We start from the raw sequence: 25,181 nt of genomic DNA, 5'->3' as shown, positions 1-25,181 counted from the left end.
CGACGATGTTCTTCGAGGACCCACCCGGCGGCCCGGTCGCGGGTTCCGGACTGTCGGGGCAGCTCACCAACGCGTGGCTGCCGCCCGGGCCGGCGATGTTGTTCTGCCCGGCGGACCGTCCCGAGCGATACCAGAAGGCCCTCGACCGGGCCGACGTCGTCATCCTCGACCTCGAGGACGCGGTGTCGCCGACGAACCGCGCCGCAGCCCGGGAGGCTCTCGTCGCCAATCCGGTCGATCCGGACCGCACCATCGTGCGGATCAACCCGGCCGGTACCGGCGACTACCGGCGCGATCTCGCCGCCGTCTCGGAGACGAACTACCGGGTGGTGATGCAGGCCAAGGCCGAGGACGTGTCCTCGATCCTGGACACCGCGTTCCAGACGATCGCACTGATCGAGACGCCGCTCGGCGCGACCCGCGCCCGCGACATCGCCGCCACCTCCAACTGCATCGGACTGATGTGGGGGGCAGAGGATCTCGTCGCGGGCCTCGGCGGCACGTCGAGCCGGTTCGGTCCGGGTGAAGCCCGGCCGGGTGAGTACCGGGACGTCGCGAGTTGGGTCCGGTCGATGGTCCGCATCGCGGCCGCCGCGTACGGGAAGTTCGCCGTCGACTCGGTGCACCTCGACATCTCCGACGTCGACGGACTCGTCGCCGAGGTCCGCGACGCGGTGGCCCTGGGTTACACCGCGACCGCATGCATCCATCCGTCCCAGGTCGATCACATCCGGAACGGTTACCGCCCGTCGGACGAGGCGGTCGAGTGGGCGCGCAAGGTCCTCGACGGTGCGGCCGAACACGCGGGCGGGGTGTTCAGCCTCGACGGTCAGATGATCGACGGGCCGGTCCTGCGCCAGGCGGAGGTCGTCCTGTCCCGTGTGAGCGGTACGCGTACCGATCCCGCCCCCGAGAACTGACGAAGCCCCCGACCATCCGGGCATCCACCCCCCGAGAACAGACCGGAGCGAGAACATGAGCACCGAGGCGCACCCGAAGCCTGCACACACGCGCGGTGAGGAGACACCGGCACTGCTCACCGAGACCATCGGAGCCACCCTGGCTCGAACCGTCGCGGACCACGGCGAGCGAACCGCGTTGATCGACGCCGCCGCACGGCGGGAATGGCGATACACCGAGTTCCACCGTGACGTACGCGCGCTCGCGGCCGGACTGCTACGACTCGGCGTGTCGGTCGGCGACCGCGTCGGGCTGTGGTCGCCGAACCGGTTCGAATGGGTGTTGACCCAGTACGCCGCGGCCGAGATCGGCGCCGTGCTGGTCAATCTCAATCCCGCGTACCGGCAGAACGAGATCGAGTACGCGCTGCAGCAGTCCGGGACGAGCGTCGTCCTGGCCGCCGAGAGCTTCAAGGACTCGGCCTATTCGACGATGCTCGACCAGGCCCGGCCACAGTGCCCGGAGCTGCGCGAAGTGGTCCTGTTCGAATCCCCCGGCTGGGATGCGCTGTGTGTCGAGCCGAGCGCCGACGAGCTCACACGCGTCGACGAGATCGCTGCGTCGCTCTCACCCGACGACCCGATCAACATCCAGTACACCTCGGGTACAACGGGTTTCCCGAAGGGTGCGACGCTGTCGCACCGGAACATCGGGAACAACGGGTACCTCGTCGGCGAACTGCTGAACTACACCGCCGACGACCGGATCTGCCTACCCGTGCCCTTCTACCACTGCTTCGGCATGGTGATGGGTAACCTCGCGGCGACGAGTCACGGCGCGGCGATGGTGATTCCGGCGCCGGCCTTCGACCCGCGGGCCACCCTCGAGGCGGTCGCGGAGTACCGCTGCACCAGCCTCTACGGCGTGCCCACCATGTTCATCGCCGAACTCGGCCTGCTCGACGACGGGCGCGACATCGACCTGTCGAGCCTGCGCACCGGCATCATGGCGGGGTCGCCGTGCCCCGAGTACGTCATGCGGCAGGTCGTCGACCGCATGCACATGCGTGAGGTGTCGATCTGTTACGGCATGACCGAGACGTCGCCGGTGTCGACGCAGACGCGGGTCGACGATCCCCTCGAGTTGCGCGTGACCACCGTCGGGCGGGTCGGCCCACATCTGGAGATCAAGGTCGTCGATCCCGGAACCGGGGAGACCTCGGCGCGCGGCGAGACGGGCGAATTGTGTACGCGCGGTTACTCAGTGATGACCGGTTACTGGAACGACCCGGAGAAGACGGCCGAGGCCATCGACGCCGACGGCTGGATGCACACCGGCGACCTCGCCGACATGGACGAGAACGGTTACGTCCGGATCACCGGGCGCATCAAGGACATGGTGATCCGCGGCGGGGAGAACATCTACCCGCGCGAGATCGAGGAGTTCCTCTACACCCATCCCGACATCCTCGACGCCCAGGTGATCGGGGTACCCGACGTGAAATACGGCGAGGAGCTGATGGCCTGGGTGCGGTTGCGCGACACCGCCACCGAGTTCACCGCCGACGACCTGCGCGAGTTCGCGACCGGCAAGATCGCGCGACACAAGATCCCGCGGTACGTCCATGTGGTCGAAGAGTTCCCGATGACCGTCACCGGGAAGGTCCGCAAGGTGGCGATGCGCGACGAGGCGGTCTCGATCCTCGAGCAGTTGCGATGACCACGTCGAGGACTGCGGAGCGGGTCACGAGCACCCTGATGGACCGGTTCGGCCGCTTCGTCGCCGAGCGTTTCGAGACCGGGCGGTTCGAGACCGACACAGACTATTACGGCGATCTGTGGTCGTGGTCGGTGGAACACCCGGCCCGGTTCTGGCGTGCCGTATGGGAATTCTTCGACCTCGACGCCCTCGCCGCGGAACCGCTCGGGCCCGGGGACGAGGCGGTGCTCGCCGACGACCGGATGCCCGGTGCGGTCTGGTTCCCCGGGATGCGGCTGAACTACGTCGATCAGATCCTGCGGCACGCCGCCCTGCCCGGCGCCGCGATCGTGGGCATCGACGAGGCCGGTGACCGTTCCGAGATCGCGTGGGCGGAACTGCCGGCGCAGGTCGCGGGCCTGGCCGCGACCCTGCGTGCGCGCGGAGTGGGGTCGGGGGACGTGGTGGCCGCCTACCTCCCCGACATCCCGGAGGCCGTCATCGCCTTCCTGGCCACCGCATCCCTGGGCGCGATCTGGACCGGATGTGGACAGGACTATGCCCCGCAGGGGGCAGCCGGTCGACTAGGCCAACTCGCACCCAAGGTCCTGTTCACCGCCGCCGGATATCGCTACAACGGCAAGGTCGTCGACAAGCGCGCCGACAGCGCCGAGCTCGCCGGGCTACTGCCGGAACTGTTCGCGCACATCACGATCGGCGCGACCGCGGAGTCCTCGTCGGCCCTCGACTATGTCGATGCCGTCACCAGCGACCCCGGCGATTTCCACCCCGTCAAGGTGCCCTTCGACCATCCGCTCTGGGTGCTGTTCAGTTCTGGCACCACCGGACGCCCCAAGGGCATCGTGCACGGACACGGGGGAGTCCTGCTGGAGCACCTGAAAGCCGGTGCGCTGCACGGCGATCTGTCGGCAGACGACGTGTTCTTCTGGCAGACGGCCCTCAGCTGGATGATGTGGAACTATCAGGTCGCCGGACTTCTCTGCGGTTCGCGGATCGTCTGTTACAGCGGCTCGCCCCTGTACCCGGACGCCGACCGCCTGTGGCAGGTCGTCGACGACGAGCACGTCACCTACTTCGGCACGAGTCCCGGTCAGCTGCAGGCCTCGCGGAAGGCGGGTCTGGAACCGGGTCGCCGGCACGACCTCGGTCGGTTGCGCACTCTCGGGAGTACCGGATCATCGCTCGCCGCAGATCTTTTCACCTGGGTCGACGACCACGTCGGGTCCGGGTTGCCCATCTCGTCGATCAGCGGCGGCACCGACATCGTGTCCGCATTCGCCGGCGGCTCCACCGGTGTACCGGTCGTCCCGGGGGAGCTGTCGGTGCGCTACCTCGGTGTGGCACTGGAGAGTTGGTCGCCCGATGCCCGCCCGCTGGTGGGGGAGGTGGGTGAACTCGTCGTCACCGCGCCGATGCCGTCGATGCCCGTGAGCTTCTGGGACGATCCCGACGGTGCGCGCTACCGCGCGGCTTATTTCGCCCACGAATGGGAGGGCGGTGCGTCGAATCCGGAGAGGCCGGTCTGGCGGCACGGCGACTGGGTGACGGTGACCGAACGCGGGTCGCTCGTGATCCACGGCCGCAGCGACGCAACGTTGAACCGCCACGGGATCCGGATGGGATCGGCCGACATCTACGAGGTCGTCGAAGCGCTCGACGAGATCGCCGAGGCCTTCGTGCTCGGTGTCGACGGACCGGACGGCGCCTATTGGATGCCGCTGTTCGTCACCCTGGTCCCCGGCGCGACGCTCGACGACGCGCTGATCGGCCGGATCGCGGGCGCGGTCCGCGACCGCCTCTCCAAACGCCATGTGCCCGACGAGGTCATCGAGGCCCCCGGGATTCCGCACACCCGGACCGGAAAGAAGCTCGAGGTTCCGGTCACCGCGATTCTGGCGGGCCGTTCCGAGGTCAACATCGACCCCAAGGCGGTCGACGACTACGCGCTGATCAACTGGTACGCCGAGCAAGGGCGCGCGCATCGCTGGTGAGCGGGATTCTGGCCCGGCGGGGCGACCCCGATGTGCAAGGGTCATCGGACCCGGCGGGTATGTGTACTAGCGTGGTCGATAGTTCTGCGCTCGTGGGGGGCGACGGCCGGACGCCGTCACCTCGACGCGACCCGCTGATCCTGACCGACCGACCCGACCAGGAGATCGTCATGACCTACCCACCCGGCGGCTACGGGCAGCAGCAGCCCGAGTCCGGCCAGTCCTACGGCCAGTACGGCAATCAATCCGGATATCCCCAGTCCGGCGCGCACAACACGGGTCCGCAGGCGAGCCCCGCGCCCGGCTCGGACCAGTACGGTCAGGCCCAGCAGTACGGGGGTCAGCAGTACGGGGGTCAGCGGTACGGTCAGAGCGGACAGTCCTACGGCCAGGGGCAGCCGGGTTACGGCCAGAGCCCCGCGCAGGGATATGGCCAGCAGGGGTACGGCCAACCCGGATACGGCCAGGACCAGCAGGGCCAGCAGGGCTACGGTCAGTACGGATACTCCCCGCAGCCGACCAAGGCGCCGAGTCAGGGACTGCCGGCCATCACCCCGGTTCTCCTCGCCGCCGCGATCGGCGCCTTCGGCCTCATCGTCCTCTTCAGCGGGTTCCTGTCCGCCGCCGAGACCTATGACTTCGCGCTCAAGCTGTTCCAGACCCAGTACAACGCGCCGTACACGCTGATCAGCGTTGCCGGAATCCTGGCGCTCATCTCGCTGATCCCGGGCATCAAGGTGCCTGCGGCGCCGATCGTGGCGTCGCTGGCGATCACCTCGTTCCTGATCACGCTGTTCCAGTTCCTCAACATCGACGACAACGGTGCCGGGGCGATCGTGCTGCTGATCTTCACCCTCCTGTCCGCGGTCCTCGCAGTCGTGTGGTTGCTCGTCGACGCCGGCGTCATCAAGGTGGCGCCCGCGGTGGGCTCGGCAACCGCAGCGGTGGCCCCCGGCTCGTCGGCCGCGCAGTCCGACACCGGCGCTCACCAGCAGACCGGTGGCTACGGCGACGCGCAGACCACCGCCTACGGCACCGGCAGCGCGCAGGCTCAATACGGCCAGCAGTCGTCGGCGAACTACGACCCGTCGGCCTACTCGCAGTCGTCGGGCGCGTCGACCGCCGGTCAGAGCGGTTACTCCGGCGGTGCGAGCGAATCGTCGGCATCGGCCTCCGGTCACGGCGAGTCGGGCTACGGGGACTACCGACCCGGCCAGTACGCGGCCGGCGCCTCGGGCGCATCCCCGGCCGCGCCCGGTGGATCCGCTGGCCCCTCGGGCACCGACACCCCGGCCGGAGACCACTCGACCACGGTCTTCCAGAAGCCGGAACCGCCCACCGGCAGCGGCAACTGACAGAACCCCACAGTGCCCCGTCGACCATCGGTCGACGGGGCTCTGTGTTTCGCCGTCGGCCAAGCCGGCCCCCGCTGGTTGAGCCGGTGAGGAGCGCAGCGACGAGCCGAGTCGAAGCCACACGGTGAGCTGACTCCCTTTCGCAGCCCGCTCGGCGCGTCTACGACGGCCTCGGCCGGGACCGTGTCAGGCTCATGACGATGCCCTCCCTCAAGTCGGACCCGACCACGGACAATCTGGCGTCGCAGCTGCGTAACCTGCGGCGATCACGTCGTGCGCAGCGCACGGCGGCCGAGGGCTCGGCCCGGCAGCTCGCGGTTGTCGCGTTCACCGTTCCCGCGATAGCGCTGGTGACGCTGATCGTCGTGATGCTCTCGGTGCTGCTGCTGGCCGGCAGCGGCCTGACCGGACTGCCGAGTGCGATCGCCTCGGGCTGGCTGGCCGTCCACCAGGTGCCGGTCACGATCAGCGGGGTCACCGTAGGTGTGCTGCCGCTGTTGCCGACGCTGGCGGTCGCCGCCGGCACGGCCTGGCTGACGGCCCGGGCCGTCGCCGGTGGCACGAACTCGAACGAACGCGATCGGCACGACCTGTTCGACCTCGGCGCCGTCGTGTTCTCGGCGGTGATCGGTCCCGTTCTCATCACCGCGATGTCCCTGGCGGTCGTCATGGACGGCGGGTCGGTCCTGCCGGTGCAGACGCCCAACGCGCTGCTCGCGTTCCTCGACACCCTCGGCGTACACGGCGGTGCGGCGGTCGCCGGTGTCGTGTGGAGCCGACGACGCGACTTCGCCGTCCGCGGGGGCGTGACCCACGCCGATCGTCGCGGTTTCCGGTACGGGCTGGTGGCGGCTCTGCTGCTACTGGTCACCGGAGCCGTGCTGGTGTGTCTGCGCATGTTGATGAGGCACGGGCAGATCGGTGAACTGATCGAGACCGGTTACGACTTCGACGGGTTCCTGGGACTCACCCTGCTGTCGATGCTCTACCTCCCGAACGTGATGGTCGCCGCGATGGCGGTGCTCGTGGGTTCCGACGTCCAGATCGGTGCGACTACCGTCGACCTGTTCACGGTCCGCGGTGACGCCGTCCCGCCCGTCCCGGTTCTCGCGGTCCTTCCCGACGGGCCGGGTGCCGGGGCATGGGGATTCGCCGGACTGCTCGTGCCGGCCGGGGTCGCCGCGTTCGTCGGCTGGCGATGCCGCGACCTCGATCCCATGGCCCACGTGCGTTCGGTGGGTGTCGCCGCGGCGGTCGCGGCTTCGGTGGTCGCCGTTCTCACCGTCTCGGCGGGTGGAACGCTGGGTGAGTTCGGCGAGGTCGTCGTGACGGTGTCGGCGGCCGGGGTCTTCACGCTGGGTTGGATCGCGGTCGTCGGCCTGCTCATCGTGCTCGTCTACGCCTTCCTGCCGTCGACCCGAGCGGCACGTCTCGCTGTCGGCGATGAGTACTTCGAGGATCCACTCGACCTCGGTTACGAGGACGAATACGTCATCGTCACCGATCTGGACGAGGACGACGAGTACGCCGAGTACTCCGAGGTCGAGGACGACGAATTCGAGGACGGCGAGTACGAGGATGCGGAGTACGACGACGGCGAGTTCGACGACGGTGTTTTCGGGGACGCTGACCTCGCGGACGACGACGCGGAGTACGTCGCCGGGTCGGACCCGGACGACTCCGATCTCGACACCGCATCCGGGCGCGCGCCGGTGAAGAACCGCGTGTACGACGATGATCTCGACGTGGCGGACCTCGCCGTCGACGTGGATCACGACCTCCATCCCGGTTCGCACGGGACCTCGCGGCAACGCTGACAGCGCGCTTCCCGGGCGCGCCCCGGCGGCGCCACCCGGCGCGGGCGGCCCAACGTGCGGCGATTAGTCTCGACGACGTGACATCCCCGACGGCACCTGGTCGCACCCCGCTGGTGGTGATGGCGTCGGGCACCGGTTCGCTGCTGGAGTCGCTGATCGCGCGCGCCGGTGACCGGGATGCCCCGTTCCGGGTCGCGGCGATCGTCGTCGACCGCGCGTGCCGGGCGCAGGAGGTCGCGCAGCACCACGACATCCCGCTCATCACCTGCCGTGTCGCCGACCACGCCGACCGTGCGACGTGGGATCGTGCGCTCACCGACGAGGTCGCCGCGATCGAGCCGGAGTGGGTGGTGACCGCCGGTTTCATGAAGATCCTCGGCCCGGCTTTTCTCGGCCGGTTCGGCGGTCGCGTCGTCAACAGTCATCCAGCGCTGCTACCCGCGTTTCCGGGCGCCCACGGGGTCGCCGAGGCGCTCGACTACGGCGTCAAGGTCACCGGCGCGACGGTCCATCTTGTCGACGAGGGCGTGGACACCGGCCCGATTCTGGCGCAACAGGTGGTCGGCGTCGTCGACGACGACACCGCCGACACCCTGCACGAGCGAATCAAGACGGTCGAGCGCGTGTTGCTCGCCGACGTGGTGACCGCACTGGTCACCAGAGGAGTAGTCATCGATGGACGAAAGGCCCGCATCCCGTGAACGCACCCAGCTCTGACAGCTCTCGCCGACCGATTCGGCGCGCGCTGGTGAGTGTCTACGACAAGAGCGGTCTCGCCGATCTCGCGACGGCACTGCATGCTGCCGGAGTGGAGATCGTGTCCACCGGGTCCACCGCGAAGACCATCGCCGGCGCGGGCGTGCCGGTCGTGGAGGTGTCCACGCTGACGGGCTTCCCCGAGTGCCTCGACGGCCGCGTCAAGACCCTGCACCCCAAGGTGCACGCGGGCATCCTCGCCGATACCCGTAAGTCCGATCATGTGGCTCAGCTCGACGAACTGGGCGTCGCCGCATTCGATCTCGTCGTCGTCAATCTCTATCCGTTCACCGAAACGGTGGCGTCCGGTGCGACTCCGGACGAGTGCATCGAGCAAATCGACATCGGCGGCCCGTCGATGGTGCGTGGGGCCGCGAAGAACCACCCGTCGGTCGCCGTCGTGGTCGATCCCTATGACTACTCGCTGGTGACCGAGGCCCTCACGGCCGACGGGTTCTCGCTCGTCGACCGGAAGAAGCTTGCGGCAAAGGCTTTCCGGCACACCGCGGACTATGACGTCGCGGTCGCGTCGTGGATGTCGAGTGTGGTTGCGCCCGAGGACGAGTCGCAGTTCCCGGCGTGGGCCGGTGCGACCTGGACCCGCTCCGCGGTGCTGCGTTACGGCGAGAACCCGCACCAGCCGGCCGCACTGTATGTCGGTAACGCCGGGGCCGGCGGGATTGCGACCGCCGAGCAACTCCACGGCAAGGAGATGAGCTACAACAACTACACCGACGCCGATGCCGCGTGGCGCGCCGCCTACGACTTCGATGCCCCGGCGGTCGCGATCATCAAGCACGCCAACCCGTGTGGCATCGCCATCGGCGCCGACATCGCGGAGGCGCATCGCAAGGCGCACGCGTGCGATCCGGTCAGCGCCTACGGCGGCGTGATCGCGGCGAATCGTGAGATCACCGTGGCGATGGCCGAGCAGGTCGCCGAGATCTTCACCGAGGTGATCGTCGCGCCCGGCTTCGCCGACGGTGCGCTCTCGGTGCTGACCCGTAAGAAGAACATCCGCGTCCTGGTGGCCACCCCGCCGGCGGCGACCGGGATCGAGACGAAGCCGGTGTCGGGCGGACTGCTGATGCAGCAGCGCGACGTCCTCGACGCCGACGGCGACAATCCGGCCAACTGGAACCTCGTGGCGGGTCCGCCGGCCGACAACCAGACCCTTGCCGACCTCGAGTTCGCCTGGCGTGCGTGCCGTTCGGTCAAGTCCAACGCCATCCTGCTGGCGTCCGACGGTGCGTCGGTCGGCGTCGGTATGGGCCAGGTCAATCGCGTCGACTCCGCGCACCTGGCCGTGCAACGCGCCGGTGACCGGGCGGCGGGGAGCGTCGGGGCGTCGGACGCGTTCTTCCCCTTCCCGGACGGACTGCAGGTACTGCTGTCGGCCGGGGTGAAAGCCGTTGCGCAGCCGGGCGGTTCGATTCGCGACAACGAGGTGATCGAGGCGGCCGACGAGGCGGGCGTGACGCTCTACCTCACCGGGGCGCGTCATTTCGCTCACTGATCTCGCTCTACTGGTCGTCGCCGGTTTCGGCGCCGGCCTGATCGGCTACATCACCGGGCTGGCGTCGATCGTCAGCTATCCCGCACTGCTCGCGGTCGGACTCAGTCCGATCGCGGCCAATGTCACGAACACGGTCGCGCTGGTCGCCGTCGGGGTTGGCAGTACCGCACAGTCGGGACGCTCCCTCCTCGACGGTGACCGCAGGCGGCTGATCATCGGCGCGATCGCCTCGCTCGTCGGCGGCACGGTCGGGGCGGTGCTGTTGCTGTCGACGCCGGCCGAGGCGTTCGAGGCCGTCGTGCCGTTCCTGGTGGCGATCGCCGCGATCGCCCTGCTGGCGCAACCGGTTCTGCGGCGGTGGGCCACCTCGCACGTCGAGCGTCCCTGGGTGTTCATCCTGGGCCTGACGCTGATCTCGGTGTACGGCGGGTACTTCGGGGCGGGCGCCGGCATCATGATCCTCGCCCTGATGCTCGTGGTGACCAGCGAACCACTGTGGCGCGCAGCGTTGTCCAAGTCGTTGTTCCTCGGCATCGCCAACACGATCGCCGCCATCGGTTTCATGATCTGGGGTCCCGTCGACTGGTGGGCGGCGCTCGCCATGGCCGTCGGCTGTCTTGCCGGCGGGTGGTGCGGCCCGCCTGTCGTGAAACGGCTGCCGCCCGGGCCGCTCCGGATCGTGGTCGGGGTGTGCGGGCTCGGGCTCGCGGCGTGGCTCGCGGTCAGCTGACGTCGGCGTGATGAGCAGGCGGTTGTCGTAGGTGTGCCCGCGGCAGATGTCGCACATCGTTGCGCCCAGCGCAACGACACACTACATCTGCGGGCGGGAGACCACCGAGCAGTGCCCGACCGGAGAAACCCCACGCCACAAGCACATCGCGCCGGATCCGTATGCATCCGGCGGGAGTTTTCCTCTCGGAGAAGAAAACCCTGGTCGCCGGGGTTCGCGATGTCTAGACATGCACGGTGACCTTGTTTGTGGACATCACCCCGGACGAAGCGGGTGGTGGGGCGGAGCGCACGTCGCCCGGCGGTTCGTCTCGCGCGCGATCGCTGTTGACCCGGGTGGGGCTCCCGCTGCTCTCGGTGGTGCTGTTCGCCGCGGTGTGGCAGGTCGTCGCCGTCAGCGGGATCTGGAGTCAGACCTTCGTGCCGCGCCTCGGCACCGTGTGGCAGGCCTTCGTCGACATGTCCACGACGCACGACGGAATCCGCGGCTATGCCGACTATTACTGGTGGGAACACCTGTACATGACGCTACGCCGGGTCTTCGCAGGTGTGGCGATCAGCGTGATCCTCGGTGTGCTGCTCGGTCTGGCGATGGGAACGGTGGGGTGGTTCCGACGCCTGCTCGAACCGTGGCTGACGTTCCTGCGCGCTCTACCGCCGCTGGCCTACTTCTTCCTGTTGGTCATCTGGCTCGGCATCGACGAGGCGCCGAAGATCACGCTGCTGGCATTGGCCGCGCTACCGCCCGCGGCGGTGGCGACCACCGCCGCCGTCAGTGCCGCGCCGGTGAGTCTCATCGAGGCGGCGCGCGCGCTCGGGGCCTCGCGATCCGAGGTGATCCGCGACGTCGTCGTACCCTCGGCGCTGCCCGAGACCTTCACCGGCGTGCGGCTTTCGGTCGGCATCGCGTATTCCTCCGTGGTCGCTGCCGAGCTCTTCAACGGCATTCCCGGAATCGGTGGCGTGGTCAAGGACGCCAGCAACTACAACAACACCCCCGTCGTCCTGGTCGGCATCATCGCCATCGGTCTGTCCGGACTGATCATCGACGGGCTCCTACGAACAATCGAGCACCGAGTGGTGCCGTGGCGCGGAAAGGCCTGAAAGACATGACAATCACACGCAAAGGGGCCGGTTCGTCCCGGGTGCGCCGGTCGCGCTTCGGCGCGGTGCTCGGGATGATCGCCGCAGTGGCGTTGGTGCTCGCCGGTTGCTCGGTCGACAACTCCGGGGACGACAGCAAGCCGACGATCCGGCTTGCCTACCAGTCGTTCCCGAGCGGCGACCTGATCGTCAAGAACAACGGGTGGTTCGAAGAAGCGCTGCCGGACTACAACATCAAGTGGACCAAGTTCGACTCCGGTGCCGACATCAACACCGCGTTCGTCGCCAAAGAGGTCGACTTCACCGCCATCGGGTCCAGCCCGGTGGCCCGCGGACTGTCCGCGCCGCTGAACATCCCGTACCAGGTGGCCTTCGTGCTCGACGTCGCCGGCGACAACGAGGCCCTTGTCGCGCGCAACGGAACCGGCATCGAGACCGTCGCCGATCTCAAGGGCAAGCGGGTCGCGACAGCGTTCGCGTCCACCGCCCATTACAGCCTGCTCGCCGCGCTGGACCAGGCCGGCGTGAACCCGAAGGACGTGAACCTGATCGATCTGCAGCCGCAGGCCTCGCTGGCGGCCTGGCAGCGCGGCGACGCGGTCTACACCTGGTTGCCCACGCTCGACGAATTGCGCCAGGACGGAACGACTCTCATCGCCAGCCGGCAGTTGGCCACCGCGGGCAAGCCCACGCTCGACCTCGGTGTGGTCTCCAGTGAGTTCGCGACGGCGAACCCGGAGGTCGTGAACACCTGGCGGCAGGTCCAGGCCCGCGCGCTCACCCTCATCAAGGACGACCCGCAGGCCGCTGCCGACGCCGTCGCCGCGCAGCTGGGCACGACCCCGGAGGATGCGGCCAACCAGTTGAAGCAGGGCACCTTCCTCACCGTCGCGGAGCTGACCAGTCCGACGTGGCTCGGTACCCAGGGCAACCCGGGCAATCTCTCCGAGAACCTGCACAGCGCGGCGGTGTTCCTCGCCGAGCAGCAGCAGATCCCGGCCGCACCGCCGATCGAGACCTTCCGCGAGGCCATCTACACAGAGGGATTGCCGGGTGTCCTCGAACAGCAGTAGTCCGCCGGACCGACCCGAGGGGCGCCGCGGCTCGATCCGTCTGCACAACGTGTCCCAGAGGTACGGGACAGGTGCTGACGCCGTGACCGCGGTCGGCCCGGTCGACCTGGACGTCCCGCCGGGCGAGTTCCTCGTGCTGGTGGGTGCTTCCGGATGCGGCAAGTCCACCCTCCTGCGACTCATCGCCGGGTTCGAACCCGCGACGGCGGGGAGGGTAGAGGTGTCTGGAGCCGCCCCGGTGCCCGGGGTGACCTCCGGGGTCGTCTTCCAGCAACCGCGCCTGTTCCCGTGGAAGACGGTGGGCGGCAACGTCGATCTCGCGCTGAAGTACGCGAAGGTCCCCAAGTCCGAACGGGCGGCACGCCGCGCCGAACTCCTCGAACGCGTCGGTCTGGACGACACCGCCGGCCGGCGCATCTGGGAGATCTCCGGCGGGCAACAGCAGCGGGTGGCCATCGCCCGTGCGCTGGCGGCCGATACGCCGTTGTTGCTGCTCGACGAGCCGTTCGCGGCGCTGGACGCCCTGACTCGGGAACGATTGCAGGAGGATGTGCGGGCGGTGAGCGCGGACAGCGGACGCACCAACGTCTTCGTCACCCACAGCGCCGACGAGGCAGCGTTCCTGGGGAGTCGGATCATCGTGCTCACCAAGCGACCGGGACGGATCGCACTGGACCTCATCTCGACGTTGCCGCGCACCGGCGTCGAACCCGACGAACTGCGCGGTTCACCCGAATACGCCGCCCTGCGCGCCGAGATCGGTGCCGCGGTGAAGGAGGCCGCCGTGAAAGATGCTGAGGTGACGGATGCCGCGGTCGCATGAGCGGCCGGCCTTTTCCTCAGCGTGGGCTCAACCCTGTCCGGTGGCGCGGCGGCCGGTTAGAAAGTGGGGGTGCCCTCCCTTCCAGCGTCGTCCGCCACAGCAATGGCTTCGACTCGGCTCGTCGACCTCGACGCGCTCCTTCGTCGCTTGCTCGGCCCGGCGGCTCCGCTCCTCGCCGGCTCAACCAGCGGAAATACGCGAGGCGCGTTCGGCACGATCAGCGCACACCAGGGCACCCTCCACTCGATGAACTGGGCGGACGGATCGCATCACGGTTCGCCGCCGGCGCACCCCGCTCCGGCCCCCGCCTGCATCGACCTGGAGAACAATCCTCATGACCACCACCTCTCACCCCGTCGTCCCCACGCACCGTCCTGACGCCGGAACCATCTCCGGCGGAGTCGAATTCGACATCGACGAGTTCGGCCCGAGTTTCGGTGCCGAGATCCGCGGCGTCGACGTCGCATCCGCCACCGACGCCCAGGTGTCCGCGTTGCGCCGGGCGCTGATCGATTACAAGGTCATCGTCCTGCGCGATCAGCATCTCGACGACGAGGCGCACATCCGGTTTGGAAACCGGCTGGGAGACCTGACCTTCGGGCATCCGGTGTGGAACAGCGGCGACGTCCCCGGCGAGGTCTACTCGCTCGACAGCGCCGACAACGGCTTCGCCGACGTGTGGCACACCGATGTCACCTTCATGCCGCGTCCGCCGATGGGCTCGATCCTGCGTCCGGTTGTGTTGCCGCGCAACGGCGGTGACACCAACTGGGCGGACGCCGAGCTCGCGTACCAGTCGCTGTCGGAACCGGTCCGGCGGATGATCGACGGACTCAGCGCGGTACACGACGGCAACCGCGAATTCGGCTACTACCTCAAGCAACGACGCAACGGCCGCGGCAACACCTGGGACGGTGAGGAGGTCACCGAGCTGGTGCCGGTCACCCACCCGGTGGTGCGCATCCATCCCGAGACGGGCCGGAAGTCGTTGTTCGTCAATCCCGGTTTCACGTCGCACATCGACGGCGTCTCCGAGGCGGAGAGCCGCGGCATCCTCGACCTGCTCTACGCACACCTCACCAAGCCCGAACACATCGTCCGGCACCGTTGGCGTCTCGGCGATCTCGTCCTCTGGGACAACCGGAACACGCTGCACTACGCGAACCGCGACTACGGCGACGCCCGCCGGGTGATGCACCGGATCACCCTGCGCGGCGAGGCGCCCATCGGACCTGCCTGACCGCAACCTCCCGACGATCCCGAACTCCCACCATCGGCCACCCGGCCGGCGGTGGGAGTTCTCGTATGCCGCTCAGTGCGTCGTCCACGAGCCGGGACCAGCTTATTCAACCGAGGGGTTGACAAGGTCGACGATCCGGCGCACCATCGTATTCAACCAAACGGTTGAGGAGGTCGGATGGCAGACGAGTTGTCCAAGGTGTTCGCCGCACTCGCGGACCCGACGCGGCGCGACATGGTTGCGCGGCTGGCGGTCTCGGATGCGACGGTCAGCCAACTCGCCGAACCGTACGACGTCAGTATCCAGGCCGTCTCGAAGCACCTGAAGGTGCTGCAGGACGCCGGCCTGGTGACCCGAACCCGGGAGGCCCAAACCCGTCCGGTCCATCTGGAAGCAGAGGTGTTCGACCTCATGACCACATGGATCGAGCGGTACCGGAAGCGGGCGGAGGAGCGCTACCAGCGCCTCGACGCGTTGCTCGCCGAGATGAACGACGGCCCCGAGGCCCAGCATCCGACGGTGTCGGACCCCGAGGTCGAACAACCACTCCACAAGGAAGGAAAGGTGTCATGACCGCAACGCAGACCCGCTATCCCGAGGCCGCCATCGAGGCCGACAAAGAGGTCCCCCTCATCCGGATCACCCGCGACTTCCGCGGAACTCCCGCCCAGCTGATGAAGGCCCACACCGACCCCGAACTCTTCGTCCGGTGGGTCGGGCCGGACGCGATCAGCAGCCGGGTCATCGAGTGGGATGTCCGCGACGGCGGCAGCTGGAGCTATGTCTCCACCCACGAGGGGCAGGAGTTCGGATTCCGCGGGTGCTTCCACACCGTGGGCGAAGACAAGATCGTGCAGACGTTCACCTTCCTCGGCATGCCCGATGCGGTGTCGCTGGAGACCCTGTGGTTCGAGGATCTGGGCGACGGCACGACGCGGCTCCACGCCCAATCCCTGTGCGACAGCTTCGAAGCGCGCGACGGTTGGCTCGCCTCGGGCATGGAGGTCGGCGTGAACGAGGGATACGCCGCACTCGACCGCATGCTCACCGAGGGCGAGATCTGATCGTGTCCGGCGTGACCCTGCCGGAACTGGATGCATCGTCGCGTCACCGAGAGGTGGCCTCCGACTTCGCGGAGGCCATCGCCGACGTCCGCGACTGGGAGGCGCCCACGCCGGTCGACGGGTGGGTGGCACGCGACGTCGTGGCCCACCTCGTCGACTGGTTCACCGGCTTCCTCGCCGCCGGTGGGGTGGCCCTGCCCGCGGGACCTGCTGTCGCCGACGACCCGGCCGGGGCGTGGTCACAGCACGCCGCCTCGGTGCAGGCACTACTCGACGGACCGACCGCCGAGGACACGTTCACCCACCCGATGGCGGGCGAGCATCGACTCGTCGAGGCAATCGACCGGTTCTACACCGCCGACGTGTACATGCACACGTGGGATCTCGCCCGATCCCAGGGCGTCACCCCCGACCTCGACCCCGGATTCGCCGGACAACTGCTCGAGGGCATGGCGTCCATCGACGACATCCTCCGCAGTTCGGGTCAGTACGGTCCGAAGGTCGAGGTGGACGCCGATGCCGACCCGGTGAGTCGCCTCATGGGATTCATCGGCCGGGACCCGCGGTGGACGCCGGCGACGAGGAGTGATGACGAGCACGCGCTCGACAACGCGGAGTAGCCTCGATGAGGTGCCAGACGACAACTTCACCACGCATGGCTCCCAGTCGACCGAAACCCGGCATCCGTCACCCCGAACCCTGGGTGAACTGCGTGCCAGCGGTCACGTGCAGCGCAGTGTGCGCGACGAGATCCGCAACAACCTCCTGTCCGCACTCCGCGAGGGGCGCGACCCCTGGCCGGGCATCGTGGGCTTCGAGGCGACGGTCATCCCGCAGTTGGAACGAGCGCTGATCGCCGGCCACGACGTCGTCATGCTCGGCGAGCGCGGCCAGGGCAAGACCCGCATCCTGCGCACCCTCGTCGGGCTCCTCGACGAGTGGACGCCGGTCATCGCGGGTTCCGAGCTGGCCGAGCATCCCTACGAACCCATCACCCCCGGGTCGATCCGAAAGGCCGCCAACCTGCTCGACGATCTGCCGATCGAGTGGCGTCACCGTTCGCAGCGCTACAGCGAGAAGCTGGCCACGCCGGACACCTCCGTGGCCGACCTCGTCGGTGACATCGACCCGATGAAGGTCGCCGAGGGACGCAGCCTCGGCGACCCGGAGACGATCCACTTCGGGCTCATCCCGCGCTCGCACCGCGGCATCGTGGCCATCAACGAGTTGCCCGACCTCGCTGAGCGGATCCAGGTGTCGATGCTGAACGTGATGGAGGAGCGCGACATCCAGGTCCGCGGGTACACCCTGAGATTGCCGCTCGACGTCCTGGTGATGGCCAGTGCCAACCCCGAGGACTACACCAACCGCGGCCGGATCATCACCCCGCTCAAGGACCGCTTCGGCGCCGAGATCCGGACGCACTACCCGCTCGAGCTCGACGACGAGGTGTCGGTGATCGAGCAGGAGGCGGATCTGACCGCCAGCGTCCCGACCTTCATCACCGAGATCCTGGCGCGGTTCACCCGCTACGCCCGTGACCACCCGTCGATCGACCAGCGATCGGGAGTCTCCGCCCGCTTCTCCATCGCCGGTGCCGAAACCGTTGCGGCCGCGGCGCTTCACCGGGCGACGGTGACGGGCGAGGACCAGGCGGTGGCACGCGTGGTCGATCTCGAGTCGGTGATCGAGGTGCTGCGCGGCAAGATCGAGTTCGAGTCCGGCGAAGAGGGCCGGGAACTCGAGATCCTCGAGCACCTGATGCGCAAGTCCATCGCCGACGCGGTGCGTGCCCACCTCGGCGGCGTCGACATGGCGCCGCTCGTCGCCGCCCTCGAGAACGGCGAGCCGGTGGTCACCGGCGACCGGGTGCGTGCCGACGACCTGCTGGGTTCCATCCCGTCGCCGGACACCACGTCCGGCGTTCTCGACCAGATCGCCGAGCGCCTCGAAGCGGACTCGGACGGGGAGCGTGCCAGTGCGGTCGAGCTCGCGCTCGAGGGACTCTTCCTCGCCCGTCGGATCGGCAAGGAGGCCGACGAGACCGGGCAGACCATCTACGGCTAAGCCCTTCGTGGCTCGCTCCGCTTGCACCTCAGGGGGCAGGGGCTCGCTGCGAGAGCGAGAGTGCAGGAACCGCCTTTGCTCCCTGAGGTGCGAGGAGCGTTAGCGACGAGCCACGAAGGGTTCGCGACAAACGAGGAGAACACATGGCGCGCAAGAGCTTCCACCGTTCGCGCTACCAGCGGTACAGCGGCGGACCCGATCCGCTCGCGCCGCCGGTCGATCTGCGCGAGGCGTTGGAGACGATCGGCGACGATGTCATGGCCGGCGCGTCGCCGCAGCGGGCGCTCCGAGAGCTGCTGCGTCGCGGGACACCGAACATGCGCGGACTCGACAAGTTGCGCGAGCAGATCAACCGTCGCCGGCAGGAACTGCTGAAGAAGCGCAACCTCGACGGCACCTTCGCCGAGATCCGTGAACTCCTCGACCGTGCGGTACTCGAGGAGCGCAAGCAACTCGCCCGCGATCTCGACGACGACGCCCGCTTCGCCGAGATGCAGATCGGGAGTCTGCCGCCGTCGACCGCCCAGGCCGTCGAAGAGCTGTCGGAGTACAACTGGCGCAGTCCGCAGGCGCGTGAGGACTACGACAAGATCAGGGACCTGCTCGGCCGGGAATTGCTCGACCAGCGCTTCGCCGGCATGAAGGAAGCGCTCGAGGGGGCGAACGAGCAGGATCGGCAACGAATCTCGGAGATGCTCGGCGACCTCAACGAGCTCCTCGCCGCGCACAACCGGGGCGAGGACACCACCGAGGCATTCGACGAGTTCATGGCCAAGCACGGTGAGTTCTTCCCGGAGAACCCGCGCAACACCGAGGAACTCATCGATTCCCTCGCCCAGCGCGCGGCGGCGGCCCAGCAGTTCTACAACTCGCTGACCCCCGAGCAGCGCGCTGAGCTCGACCAGCTGGCGCAGCAGGCGTTCGGGTCGCCGGACCTCATGAACCAACTGGCGCAGATGGATTCGCAGCTCCGGGCGGCTCGACCGGGTCTGGACTGGGACGACGCGCAGTCGTTCTCCGGCGACCAGCCGATGGGACTGGGCGAGGGGGCCGCGGCACTACGCGACATCTCCGAACTCGAGGCGCTCTCCGAGCAGCTGTCACAGCAGTATGCCGGCGCGCAGATGGACGACATCGATCTCGACGCGCTCGCCCGGCAGCTCGGCGACGACGCGGCGGTCGACGCGAGAATGCTGGCCGAGCTCGAGAAGGCGCTGTCCGAGCAGGGCTTCTTCGACCGCACCGCAGACGGTCAGCTCCGGCTGAGTCCGAAAGCGATGCGCCAGCTCGGTCAGTCGATCTTCCGCGACATCGCCGAGCAGCTGTCGGGCCGCCGGGGTGATCGCCAGACCCGCCAGACCGGACTGCTCGGCGAGCCGACCGGCGCTTCCCGGGAGTGGGAGTTCGGCGACACCGACCCCTGGGACGTCACCCGGACCGTGTCGAATGCGGTGCTGCGCACTGTGTCCGAAACACACGAACCGTCGCTCGCGACGTCGGAGATGGCGCGATCGGGAGTGCGTATCGACGTCCGCGACGTCGAGGTCTCGGAGACCGAGAGCCGTACGCAGGCAGCGGTGGTCCTGCTCGTGGACACGTCCTTCTCGATGGAGATGGAGGGCCGGTGGACGCCGATGAAGCGCACCGCGATCGCCCTGAATCATCTGATCTCCACGCGCTTCCGCAGCGACGAACTCCACCTCATCGCGTTCGGAAGATATGCGCGGTCGATCGACATCGCCGAGCTCACCGGTCTGCAACCGCGGATGGAGCAGGGGACCAACCTGCATCACGCACTGTTGCTCGCCCAGCGGCACCTCCGGCGGTTCCCGAATGCGCAGCCGGTGGTCCTGGTGGTCACCGACGGAGAGCCGACCGCGCATCTCGATCCGAGTGGGGAACCGTTCTTCTTCTATCCGCCGCACCCGCAGACCATCGCGCTGACGGTTCGGGAACTCGACCATGTCGCGCGAATCGGCGCCCAGGTCACGTTCTTCCGTCTCGGCGAGGATCCCGGGCTGGCCCACTTCATGGATCAGATCGCCCGCCGGATCGGCGGACGCGTGGTGGCGCCGGACGTCGACGGTCTCGGCGCCGCCGTGGTCGGCGACTATCTGCGGGCCCGGAAGGGGCGTCGGCGCGGCTGATCGACGCGCCATCGATGAGCGCCGCGGCGACGTCGGCGCGAATGTGTCGGCGCGAGGATGTCAGACGGTCTTCGGCTTTCGGCCGGCGATGATCCAGAGCACGATGCCCACCAGTGCGAGCAGGCCGCCGAATCCACCGCCGACGACTGCGAGCAGCACGCCGCCGACACCGCTGAGGATGCCGGACGCGTCGATGGATGCGACGACGGCCGGCGAATCGCACTGGAACGAGTAGGTGCCGGATTCCACGACCTCGAACGAATCGAACGATTCGACCCCGGAACCGTCGAAGGTGAACTCGGTCGTCGAGTTCGTACCCGACGCCAGCGCAGCGGGACCGGTGATCTCGCAGGCGGGTACGCCGTTCGTGCTGCTGCTGAACAACTGGAACTCGTCACCGGCGTCGTAGTACTGCTCGGCGGTGGGGTTGACCTCGAACGCCTTGTCGGCCACGTTCCCGATGCCGGCGATCGCCATGACCACCCCGACGGTGACCGACAGGACCAGGATCAGCACACCGAGCAGGGTCAGGATCTTGCCCCACCGTCGCATCCCGGCGCGGTCCTTGCGCGGGGGAGGGGGCGGTGGATACCCGCCGTACGCGGCGGGTTGTCCGAAGCCGCCCGACGGCGCGTACCCGCTGTCCGGGTAGGGCGGCTGCTGGGGATGCGATTGGCCGTACGGCGACTGGTAACCCGAGGGCGTCGGTCCCGGTCGGCCGTCGCCGGGCTGCCCGGGATCGTAGGGCTGGCTCATCTTCGCCTCCGATGTACGCCGGTCGGCCGTCCCGCCCGGACTCGTTGAATTATGCCGCTCGGCCGGGTCTTTCGTCGGGCAGTTGGCCAGAGGGGTCGTCGATGCGAGGTACCGGCCCGACGACTCCTCGGGGTCGTCTCCGGGGAAAGATCAGGGTGGTCGTGCCGAACTCGGGCAACTAGGGTTTCCAGACGTGACCCAACCCGGCGATTCACCGATGCCCGACGACCGGCGTGCCCGACTCCGCGCCGCGGATGCGGACCGCGAACTGGTCCACGAGATCCTCTCCGCCGCCATGGCGCACGGCAGCCTGTCCCCGGTCGAGTACGAGGAGCGGGCCGGAAAAGCGGTCCTCGCGAAGACCTTTGGTGACCTCGACGCCCTGACCGACGACCTCCCGGTGGCACAACTCGGCGTCGCGATGCCTGCGGCCAGCCTGTCTCCGGGCCCGCGGGTGACGGGCGGCAGCGCGGACACGGCCGTCCGCCACCGGTTGGCCATCATGTCCGGGAGCGAGCTGTCCGGGACGGCGGTGGTCGCTGATCAACTCACCGCCACCGCCATCATGGGCGGCGTCGAACTGGACCTTCGCGAGGTGGAGTTCACCGCGCCGGTGCTGACGGTCCAGTGCGTGGCGATCATGGGCGGGGTCGAGATCAAGATGCCCGACGGAGTGACCGTCGAGATCGGGGGACTGGGCATCATGGGCGGATTCAGCGGGCGGTCGCAGAAGGCGTCCCGGCCCGGTGCGCCGGTGGTACGGGTGACCGGACTGGCGCTGATGGGCGGCATCGACGTCAAGTACGTGCCCCGGGACGAGCCCGACGCCTGAGGAAGTTCAGGCGAGCAGCAGGGCGATGATCATGATGGTGGGTATCGACGTGAGCGTCGTGATCAGTGCCGTGTCCCGGGCGAGGATCTGGCCGCGCCGGTAACGGGTCGCGTACACCAGGACATTCTGCGCGGTCGGCAACGCCGCGATGACCACCTGCGCGAACAACGCCTCGCCGGTCTGCCCGAATCCCCAACGGGCGATGGCGTAGACGGCCAGCGGCATGACGATCATCTTCAGCACGCTTGCCAGTGCGATGTCGCGGCGGGGGCTCGCACCCTTCTTGAACACCGCGACGCCGGTGAGCGACAAGCCGAATGCCAGCAGCGCCGCCGGCACGGAGGCGTCACCGAGCATCTTCAGCGGGGACATCACGGCCGCGGGCGGGGTCCAACCGATCAGCGAGACCGACAGACCGGCGAGTCCGCCGACGACGATCGGATTGGTGATCGGCGCGACGAGCGAGTCCCGCAGCAGCGATCGCCCCGAATCCCGGTCCAGCGCGGTGAGATCCAGCGCGAGCAATGCGATCGGTGAGTAGATCAGGATCTGGAACAGCAGCAGCGGCGCGATGAACGACGCGTCGTCGAGAACGAAGATCGCGATCGGAAGACCCAGATTGACGCTGTTGACATACGACGACGACAGGCCGCCGATCACGAGTTCGGGAACCGCGCGTCGAAACCACAGTTTGGCGACGACGACGTACACCGCACCGATCAGAAACGCGCTGCCGCCCGCGATCACCAGCGTCGAGGAGAAGACGACCGACAGATCGGAGGTGACCATGGAATGGAACAGCAGCGCCGGTGTGAAGACGAAGAACACCAGGCGGGAAAGGACTTCGTGGGCGTGGTCGCCGATGACACGCGTGCGCCCGAGGAGATATCCCACCCCGACTACAATGATGATCACCGTGAAGCCGGAGATGACGCCAGACACCGGTTGAGTCTAATCGTTAGGCTGGTGAACACATCGTGTCGGATCTACATGGGGGTTGTGCGTGAGTTATCCACCGGGACAGGGCTCGGGCCAGGGCCAGGACGACTGGGGTACGGTTCCGAGCTCGGGGTCCTCGGGCAACTCGGGTCCCAACCTCTCCAAGGGTGACCAGGGCCAGGGTCCCGCACCGGAGTACGCGCCGACCGAATACGGCCAGACCTACCAGCCGGGTCCGTCGTCGGACCCCTATGGCCAGAACGCCTACGGTCAGAACCCTTACGGTCAGGAGCAGTACGGGCAGAGTCCGTACGGATCGCCGACCGGCAACCAGGGCTACGGGACGCCGAGCCAGGATCCCTACGCACAGCCGCCGGGTGGGTCCTACGGTCAGGTCAACGATCCGTACCAGGCGCCGGCGTACGGCGGCGCGTACGGGTCGCAGAACCCCTACAGCGCGGCACCCTACGGCGGCGGTTACGGATACGCGCCGCCGCAGAAGACCAACGGCAAGGCGATCGCGGCCCTCATCTGTGGCATCGTCGGTGTCGTCTCGCTGATCGCCTGCTTGTTCTTCTCGTTCTTCCTGTCGATACCGGTCGGCATCGCGGCCGTCGTGCTGGGGTTCATGGCGCGACGGGACATCGAACAGTCCGGTGGCACGCAGAGTGGTTCGGGGATGGGCCTGGCCGGGATCATCACCGGCGCGCTCGCCATCGTCGGTGGCGTGGTGTGGACCGTTCTGTTCATCGTCCTGATCGTCGCCGGCGACACGAGCTCCTCCACCTACTACTACTGAACGAATTTCGGGCCGATCCGGGGTCGTGTTCATCGACTCCGGCCCAGTTCGGAGCCCTTTCTCACTAAGCTGTGCGTGATGCACGGCCGGTTGGTCGTGCACGCATCTCCCCGCGTTGTCCCGCTGCGGCACAGCTTGTGAAAGGCATCCGATGACCACTCCGACCGGGGGTAGCGATCCGACGGATCCGGCCCAGGCACCGCAATCCCCAACGTCCGGCCCACCTTCGGACACCTCGGCAACCGACCCGTCGCCGTGGGAACCGACCCAGAAGGCGGCGGTCCCCGACGAGGTGCAGGACTCGGTGCCGGTGACCTCGACCCCCGGGGCCGGACCGGATGACACGGAGATTCCCGAGTCGCACAGTCCGGCCGACGGTGTCACCCGGGTCATCCGCACCGGTGGACCGTCGGATCCGTCCGCTGCACAGCCGGTTCCGCCGCCACCCGCGCCCAGTGGCCCCGGGGGCCCGGGTTCGGGTGGCCCGGCCCCGTCCGGTTACGACGCCACGCGCGTGATCTCGACGCGGTCCCCGGCGGGACCGCCACCGGGACAAGCCCCACCACCTCCCCGGCCGGGATTCGGTCAGCAGCAGGGATACGGACAGCAGGGTTACGGACAGCAGGGCTACGGACAGCCGCAGGGTTACGGACCGCCGGGTCAGGGGCAACCCGGCCCCGGCCGGCCGGGATACGGCCCCCCGCCGGGGTACGGTCAGCCCCCGCAGGGTCCGCCCCCGGGTCGGTCCGGGCAACCGTTCGCCGCGCCCGGTGATCCCCGATCCGCGGAATCGGCCTCCGCCGACTCCCGCCCCGAAGGCGGCCGGCCCGTCGACGCCGACGGCCCGTCGACCAACAAGCTGGCCGTGGCCGCCCTGGTGGCCTCCCTGCTGGGTCTCCTGTGCGTCGGGGTCGGCGGCCTCGTCGGGCTGGTGCTCGGCATCGTCGCGCGGAGACAGATCGCGGCGTCGGGTGGCAGGCAGACCGGTGATGGGGTGGCGCTCACCGCGGTCATCATCGGGGCGTTCATCATCGTCGTGTGGGTTGCATACTGGGTGGCCATCGCGTTGACCGACCTCCGATCGCCGTGGGGCTACCTCTGAAGTAGGCGACCCCGGGCGCGTGCGGATCGGCCATTTTGGAATCGGGCGTCCTCGCCAGGTAGTCTGGTCGGGTTGTGTGCCGCGGCCGCGCCGGGTCGAGGGGTGCACTGATGGGGCCGATCCAGTGATGCCAGGCGTCACCACCGGCCACGCAGACCACAGTAGGAGAAGGGCTCAACCATGGCTGTACCGAAGCGCCGGATGTCGCGGGCGAACACCCGTAGCCGTCGTTCGCAGTGGAAGGCGGAAAACCCCGCACTGCAAGAAGAGAAGGTGAACGGCGTCCCCGTGCGGATTCCGCGTCGCCTGGTCAAGGCGGCTCGCGCCGGTCTCATCGACCTGGATCGTCGCTAGCCTCGTTCGGTCGCCGGACCGGCGCCGCACTGTCATACCGATGACCGCCCCTGGTTCGCCCGGGGCGGTCATTCGCGTGCTGACCGACCGGCCTTTCC

23 protein-coding genes are annotated in these 25,181 nt (G+C 68.4%); 21 read left to right on the top strand and 2 right to left on the bottom strand.

Annotation, left to right across the window (positions count from 1 at the left end):
* Positions 1-5 precede the first annotated feature (5 nt).
* The 17 genes from FFS52_RS04195 to FFS52_RS04115 all read left to right on the top strand — a co-directional run bounded on the left by FFS52_RS04195 (position 6) and on the right by FFS52_RS04115 (position 20,301).
* Positions 6-920 carry a CoA ester lyase gene (locus FFS52_RS04195; RefSeq protein WP_058251675.1) on the top strand — a complete coding sequence of 305 codons (915 nt, stop codon included), beginning with the start codon at positions 6-8 and terminating at the stop codon, positions 918-920.
* 55 nt (positions 921-975) lie between these two features.
* Positions 976-2,619, top strand: a complete 1,644-nt coding sequence (locus FFS52_RS04190) for an AMP-binding protein (RefSeq protein WP_137808933.1) — start codon at positions 976-978, stop codon at positions 2,617-2,619.
* Positions 2,616-4,610 (top strand): acetoacetate--CoA ligase, encoded by a 1,995-nt coding sequence (locus FFS52_RS04185; RefSeq protein WP_137808932.1) that lies wholly within the window; start codon positions 2,616-2,618, stop codon positions 4,608-4,610. Before FFS52_RS04190 ends, FFS52_RS04185 begins: the two co-directional genes overlap by 4 nt.
* A 170-nt stretch (positions 4,611-4,780) precedes the next feature.
* Positions 4,781-5,965: a DUF5336 domain-containing protein gene (locus FFS52_RS04180; protein ID WP_068972642.1), complete on the top strand. Its 1,185-nt coding sequence runs from the start codon at positions 4,781-4,783 to the stop codon at positions 5,963-5,965.
* 200 nt (positions 5,966-6,165) lie between these two features.
* Positions 6,166-7,782 carry a DUF6350 family protein gene (locus tag FFS52_RS04175; protein ID WP_171011547.1) on the top strand — a complete coding sequence of 539 codons (1,617 nt, stop codon included), beginning with the start codon at positions 6,166-6,168 and terminating at the stop codon, positions 7,780-7,782.
* 77 nt (positions 7,783-7,859) lie between these two features.
* Positions 7,860-8,483: a phosphoribosylglycinamide formyltransferase gene (purN, locus tag FFS52_RS04170; RefSeq protein WP_137808930.1), complete on the top strand. Its 624-nt coding sequence runs from the start codon at positions 7,860-7,862 to the stop codon at positions 8,481-8,483.
* A complete protein-coding gene (gene purH, locus FFS52_RS04165; RefSeq protein ID WP_137808929.1) occupies positions 8,480-10,054 on the top strand; it encodes a bifunctional phosphoribosylaminoimidazolecarboxamide formyltransferase/IMP cyclohydrolase in 1,575 nt (524 codons plus the stop codon). Before purN ends, purH begins: the two co-directional genes overlap by 4 nt.
* Positions 10,041-10,784 carry a sulfite exporter TauE/SafE family protein gene (locus FFS52_RS04160; protein WP_137808928.1) on the top strand — a complete coding sequence of 248 codons (744 nt, stop codon included), beginning with the start codon at positions 10,041-10,043 and terminating at the stop codon, positions 10,782-10,784. The genes purH and FFS52_RS04160 overlap by 14 nt, the downstream gene beginning before the upstream one ends.
* 236 nt (positions 10,785-11,020) lie before the next feature.
* Positions 11,021-11,887 (top strand): ABC transporter permease, encoded by an 867-nt coding sequence (locus FFS52_RS04155; RefSeq protein ID WP_137808927.1) that lies wholly within the window; start codon positions 11,021-11,023, stop codon positions 11,885-11,887.
* A 5-nt stretch (positions 11,888-11,892) separates the two neighbouring features.
* On the top strand, positions 11,893-12,960 hold the full coding sequence (locus tag FFS52_RS04150) for an ABC transporter substrate-binding protein (RefSeq protein WP_137808926.1): 1,068 nt from the start codon (positions 11,893-11,895) through the stop codon (positions 12,958-12,960).
* On the top strand, positions 12,941-13,783 hold the full coding sequence (locus FFS52_RS04145) for an ABC transporter ATP-binding protein (protein WP_137808925.1): 843 nt from the start codon (positions 12,941-12,943) through the stop codon (positions 13,781-13,783). The genes FFS52_RS04150 and FFS52_RS04145 overlap by 20 nt, the downstream gene beginning before the upstream one ends.
* A gap of 334 nt (positions 13,784-14,117) precedes the next feature.
* Positions 14,118-15,023, top strand: coding sequence for a TauD/TfdA family dioxygenase (locus FFS52_RS04140; protein ID WP_137808924.1), 906 nt, complete (start codon positions 14,118-14,120; stop codon positions 15,021-15,023).
* A 177-nt stretch (positions 15,024-15,200) separates the two neighbouring features.
* Positions 15,201-15,596, top strand: coding sequence for a metalloregulator ArsR/SmtB family transcription factor (locus tag FFS52_RS04135; protein WP_065630232.1), 396 nt, complete (start codon positions 15,201-15,203; stop codon positions 15,594-15,596).
* Positions 15,593-16,087 (top strand): SRPBCC domain-containing protein, encoded by a 495-nt coding sequence (locus FFS52_RS04130; RefSeq protein ID WP_137808923.1) that lies wholly within the window; start codon positions 15,593-15,595, stop codon positions 16,085-16,087. Before FFS52_RS04135 ends, FFS52_RS04130 begins: the two co-directional genes overlap by 4 nt.
* A gap of 11 nt (positions 16,088-16,098) precedes the next feature.
* A complete protein-coding gene (locus tag FFS52_RS04125) occupies positions 16,099-16,707 on the top strand; it encodes a maleylpyruvate isomerase N-terminal domain-containing protein (protein WP_068970438.1) in 609 nt (202 codons plus the stop codon).
* Complete coding sequence (locus tag FFS52_RS04120; RefSeq protein WP_058251515.1) at positions 16,676-18,154, top strand: sigma 54-interacting transcriptional regulator; 1,479 nt, start codon at positions 16,676-16,678, stop codon at positions 18,152-18,154. Before FFS52_RS04125 ends, FFS52_RS04120 begins: the two co-directional genes overlap by 32 nt.
* A 143-nt stretch (positions 18,155-18,297) precedes the next feature.
* Entirely contained in the window at positions 18,298-20,301 is a 2,004-nt protein-coding gene (locus tag FFS52_RS04115) for a VWA domain-containing protein (protein ID WP_137808922.1), read from the top strand.
* 60 nt (positions 20,302-20,361) lie between these two features.
* On the opposite strand, the gene FFS52_RS04110 is transcribed toward FFS52_RS04115, so the two are convergent.
* The gene (locus FFS52_RS04110; RefSeq protein WP_171011546.1) at positions 20,362-21,057 is read right to left on the bottom strand and encodes a hypothetical protein; all 696 of its coding nucleotides are present in this window, start codon (positions 21,055-21,057) and stop codon (positions 20,362-20,364) included.
* Between the two features lie 193 nt (positions 21,058-21,250).
* Between FFS52_RS04110 and FFS52_RS04105 the strand changes: the two genes are divergently transcribed.
* Positions 21,251-21,889, top strand: a complete 639-nt coding sequence (locus FFS52_RS04105) for a DUF1707 domain-containing protein (protein ID WP_171011545.1) — start codon at positions 21,251-21,253, stop codon at positions 21,887-21,889.
* Positions 21,890-21,895: 6 nt separating this feature from the next.
* Here FFS52_RS04105 and FFS52_RS04100 read toward each other — a convergent pair whose 3' ends face one another.
* On the bottom strand, positions 21,896-22,831 hold the full coding sequence (locus FFS52_RS04100) for an AEC family transporter (RefSeq protein WP_137808921.1): 936 nt from the start codon (positions 22,829-22,831) through the stop codon (positions 21,896-21,898).
* Positions 22,832-22,892: 61 nt separating this feature from the next.
* On the opposite strand from FFS52_RS04100, the gene FFS52_RS04095 reads away from it, so the two are divergent.
* From FFS52_RS04095 to rpmF, 3 genes are all read left to right on the top strand, one after another.
* Positions 22,893-23,627: a DUF4190 domain-containing protein gene (locus FFS52_RS04095; RefSeq protein ID WP_137808920.1), complete on the top strand. Its 735-nt coding sequence runs from the start codon at positions 22,893-22,895 to the stop codon at positions 23,625-23,627.
* Positions 23,628-23,778: 151 nt separating this feature from the next.
* Positions 23,779-24,729 carry a DUF4190 domain-containing protein gene (locus FFS52_RS23615; RefSeq protein WP_171011544.1) on the top strand — a complete coding sequence of 317 codons (951 nt, stop codon included), beginning with the start codon at positions 23,779-23,781 and terminating at the stop codon, positions 24,727-24,729.
* 180 nt (positions 24,730-24,909) lie between these two features.
* Entirely contained in the window at positions 24,910-25,083 is a 174-nt protein-coding gene (gene rpmF / locus FFS52_RS04085) for a 50S ribosomal protein L32 (RefSeq protein ID WP_004020060.1), read from the top strand.
* Positions 25,084-25,181 lie beyond the last annotated feature (98 nt).

The sequence above is a fragment of the Gordonia sp. ALPHA1B1 genome (assembly GCF_005502615.1).
Taxonomy (GTDB): domain Bacteria; phylum Actinomycetota; class Actinomycetes; order Mycobacteriales; family Mycobacteriaceae; genus Gordonia; species Gordonia hongkongensis.
The sequence above is the reverse complement of the archived record's forward strand: the minus strand, read 5'-3'. Positions and strand labels throughout refer to the sequence as shown.

What these genes read in the sequence shown, in the direction of transcription:
- FFS52_RS04195 (WP_058251675.1), top strand. Translation starts at nt 6, where the DNA reads ATGTTCTTCGAGGACCCACCCGGCGGCCCGGTCGCGGGTTCCGGACTG.
- FFS52_RS04190 (WP_137808933.1), top strand. Translation starts at nt 976, where the DNA reads ATGAGCACCGAGGCGCACCCGAAGCCTGCACACACGCGCGGTGAGGAG.
- FFS52_RS04185 (WP_137808932.1), top strand. Translation starts at nt 2,616, where the DNA reads ATGACCACGTCGAGGACTGCGGAGCGGGTCACGAGCACCCTGATGGAC.
- FFS52_RS04180 (WP_068972642.1), top strand. Translation starts at nt 4,781, where the DNA reads ATGACCTACCCACCCGGCGGCTACGGGCAGCAGCAGCCCGAGTCCGGC.
- FFS52_RS04175 (WP_171011547.1), top strand. Translation starts at nt 6,166, where the DNA reads ATGCCCTCCCTCAAGTCGGACCCGACCACGGACAATCTGGCGTCGCAG.
- FFS52_RS04150 (WP_137808926.1), top strand. Translation starts at nt 11,893, where the DNA reads ATGACAATCACACGCAAAGGGGCCGGTTCGTCCCGGGTGCGCCGGTCG.
- FFS52_RS04140 (WP_137808924.1), top strand. Translation starts at nt 14,118, where the DNA reads ATGACCACCACCTCTCACCCCGTCGTCCCCACGCACCGTCCTGACGCC.
- FFS52_RS04135 (WP_065630232.1), top strand. Translation starts at nt 15,201, where the DNA reads ATGGCAGACGAGTTGTCCAAGGTGTTCGCCGCACTCGCGGACCCGACG.
- FFS52_RS04130 (WP_137808923.1), top strand. Translation starts at nt 15,593, where the DNA reads ATGACCGCAACGCAGACCCGCTATCCCGAGGCCGCCATCGAGGCCGAC.
- FFS52_RS04120 (WP_058251515.1), top strand. Translation starts at nt 16,676, where the DNA reads ATGACGAGCACGCGCTCGACAACGCGGAGTAGCCTCGATGAGGTGCCA.
- FFS52_RS04115 (WP_137808922.1), top strand. Translation starts at nt 18,298, where the DNA reads ATGGCGCGCAAGAGCTTCCACCGTTCGCGCTACCAGCGGTACAGCGGC.
- FFS52_RS04110 (WP_171011546.1), bottom strand. Translation starts at nt 21,057, where the DNA reads ATGAGCCAGCCCTACGATCCCGGGCAGCCCGGCGACGGCCGACCGGGA.
- FFS52_RS23615 (WP_171011544.1), top strand. Translation starts at nt 23,779, where the DNA reads ATGACCACTCCGACCGGGGGTAGCGATCCGACGGATCCGGCCCAGGCA.
- rpmF (WP_004020060.1), top strand. Translation starts at nt 24,910, where the DNA reads ATGGCTGTACCGAAGCGCCGGATGTCGCGGGCGAACACCCGTAGCCGT.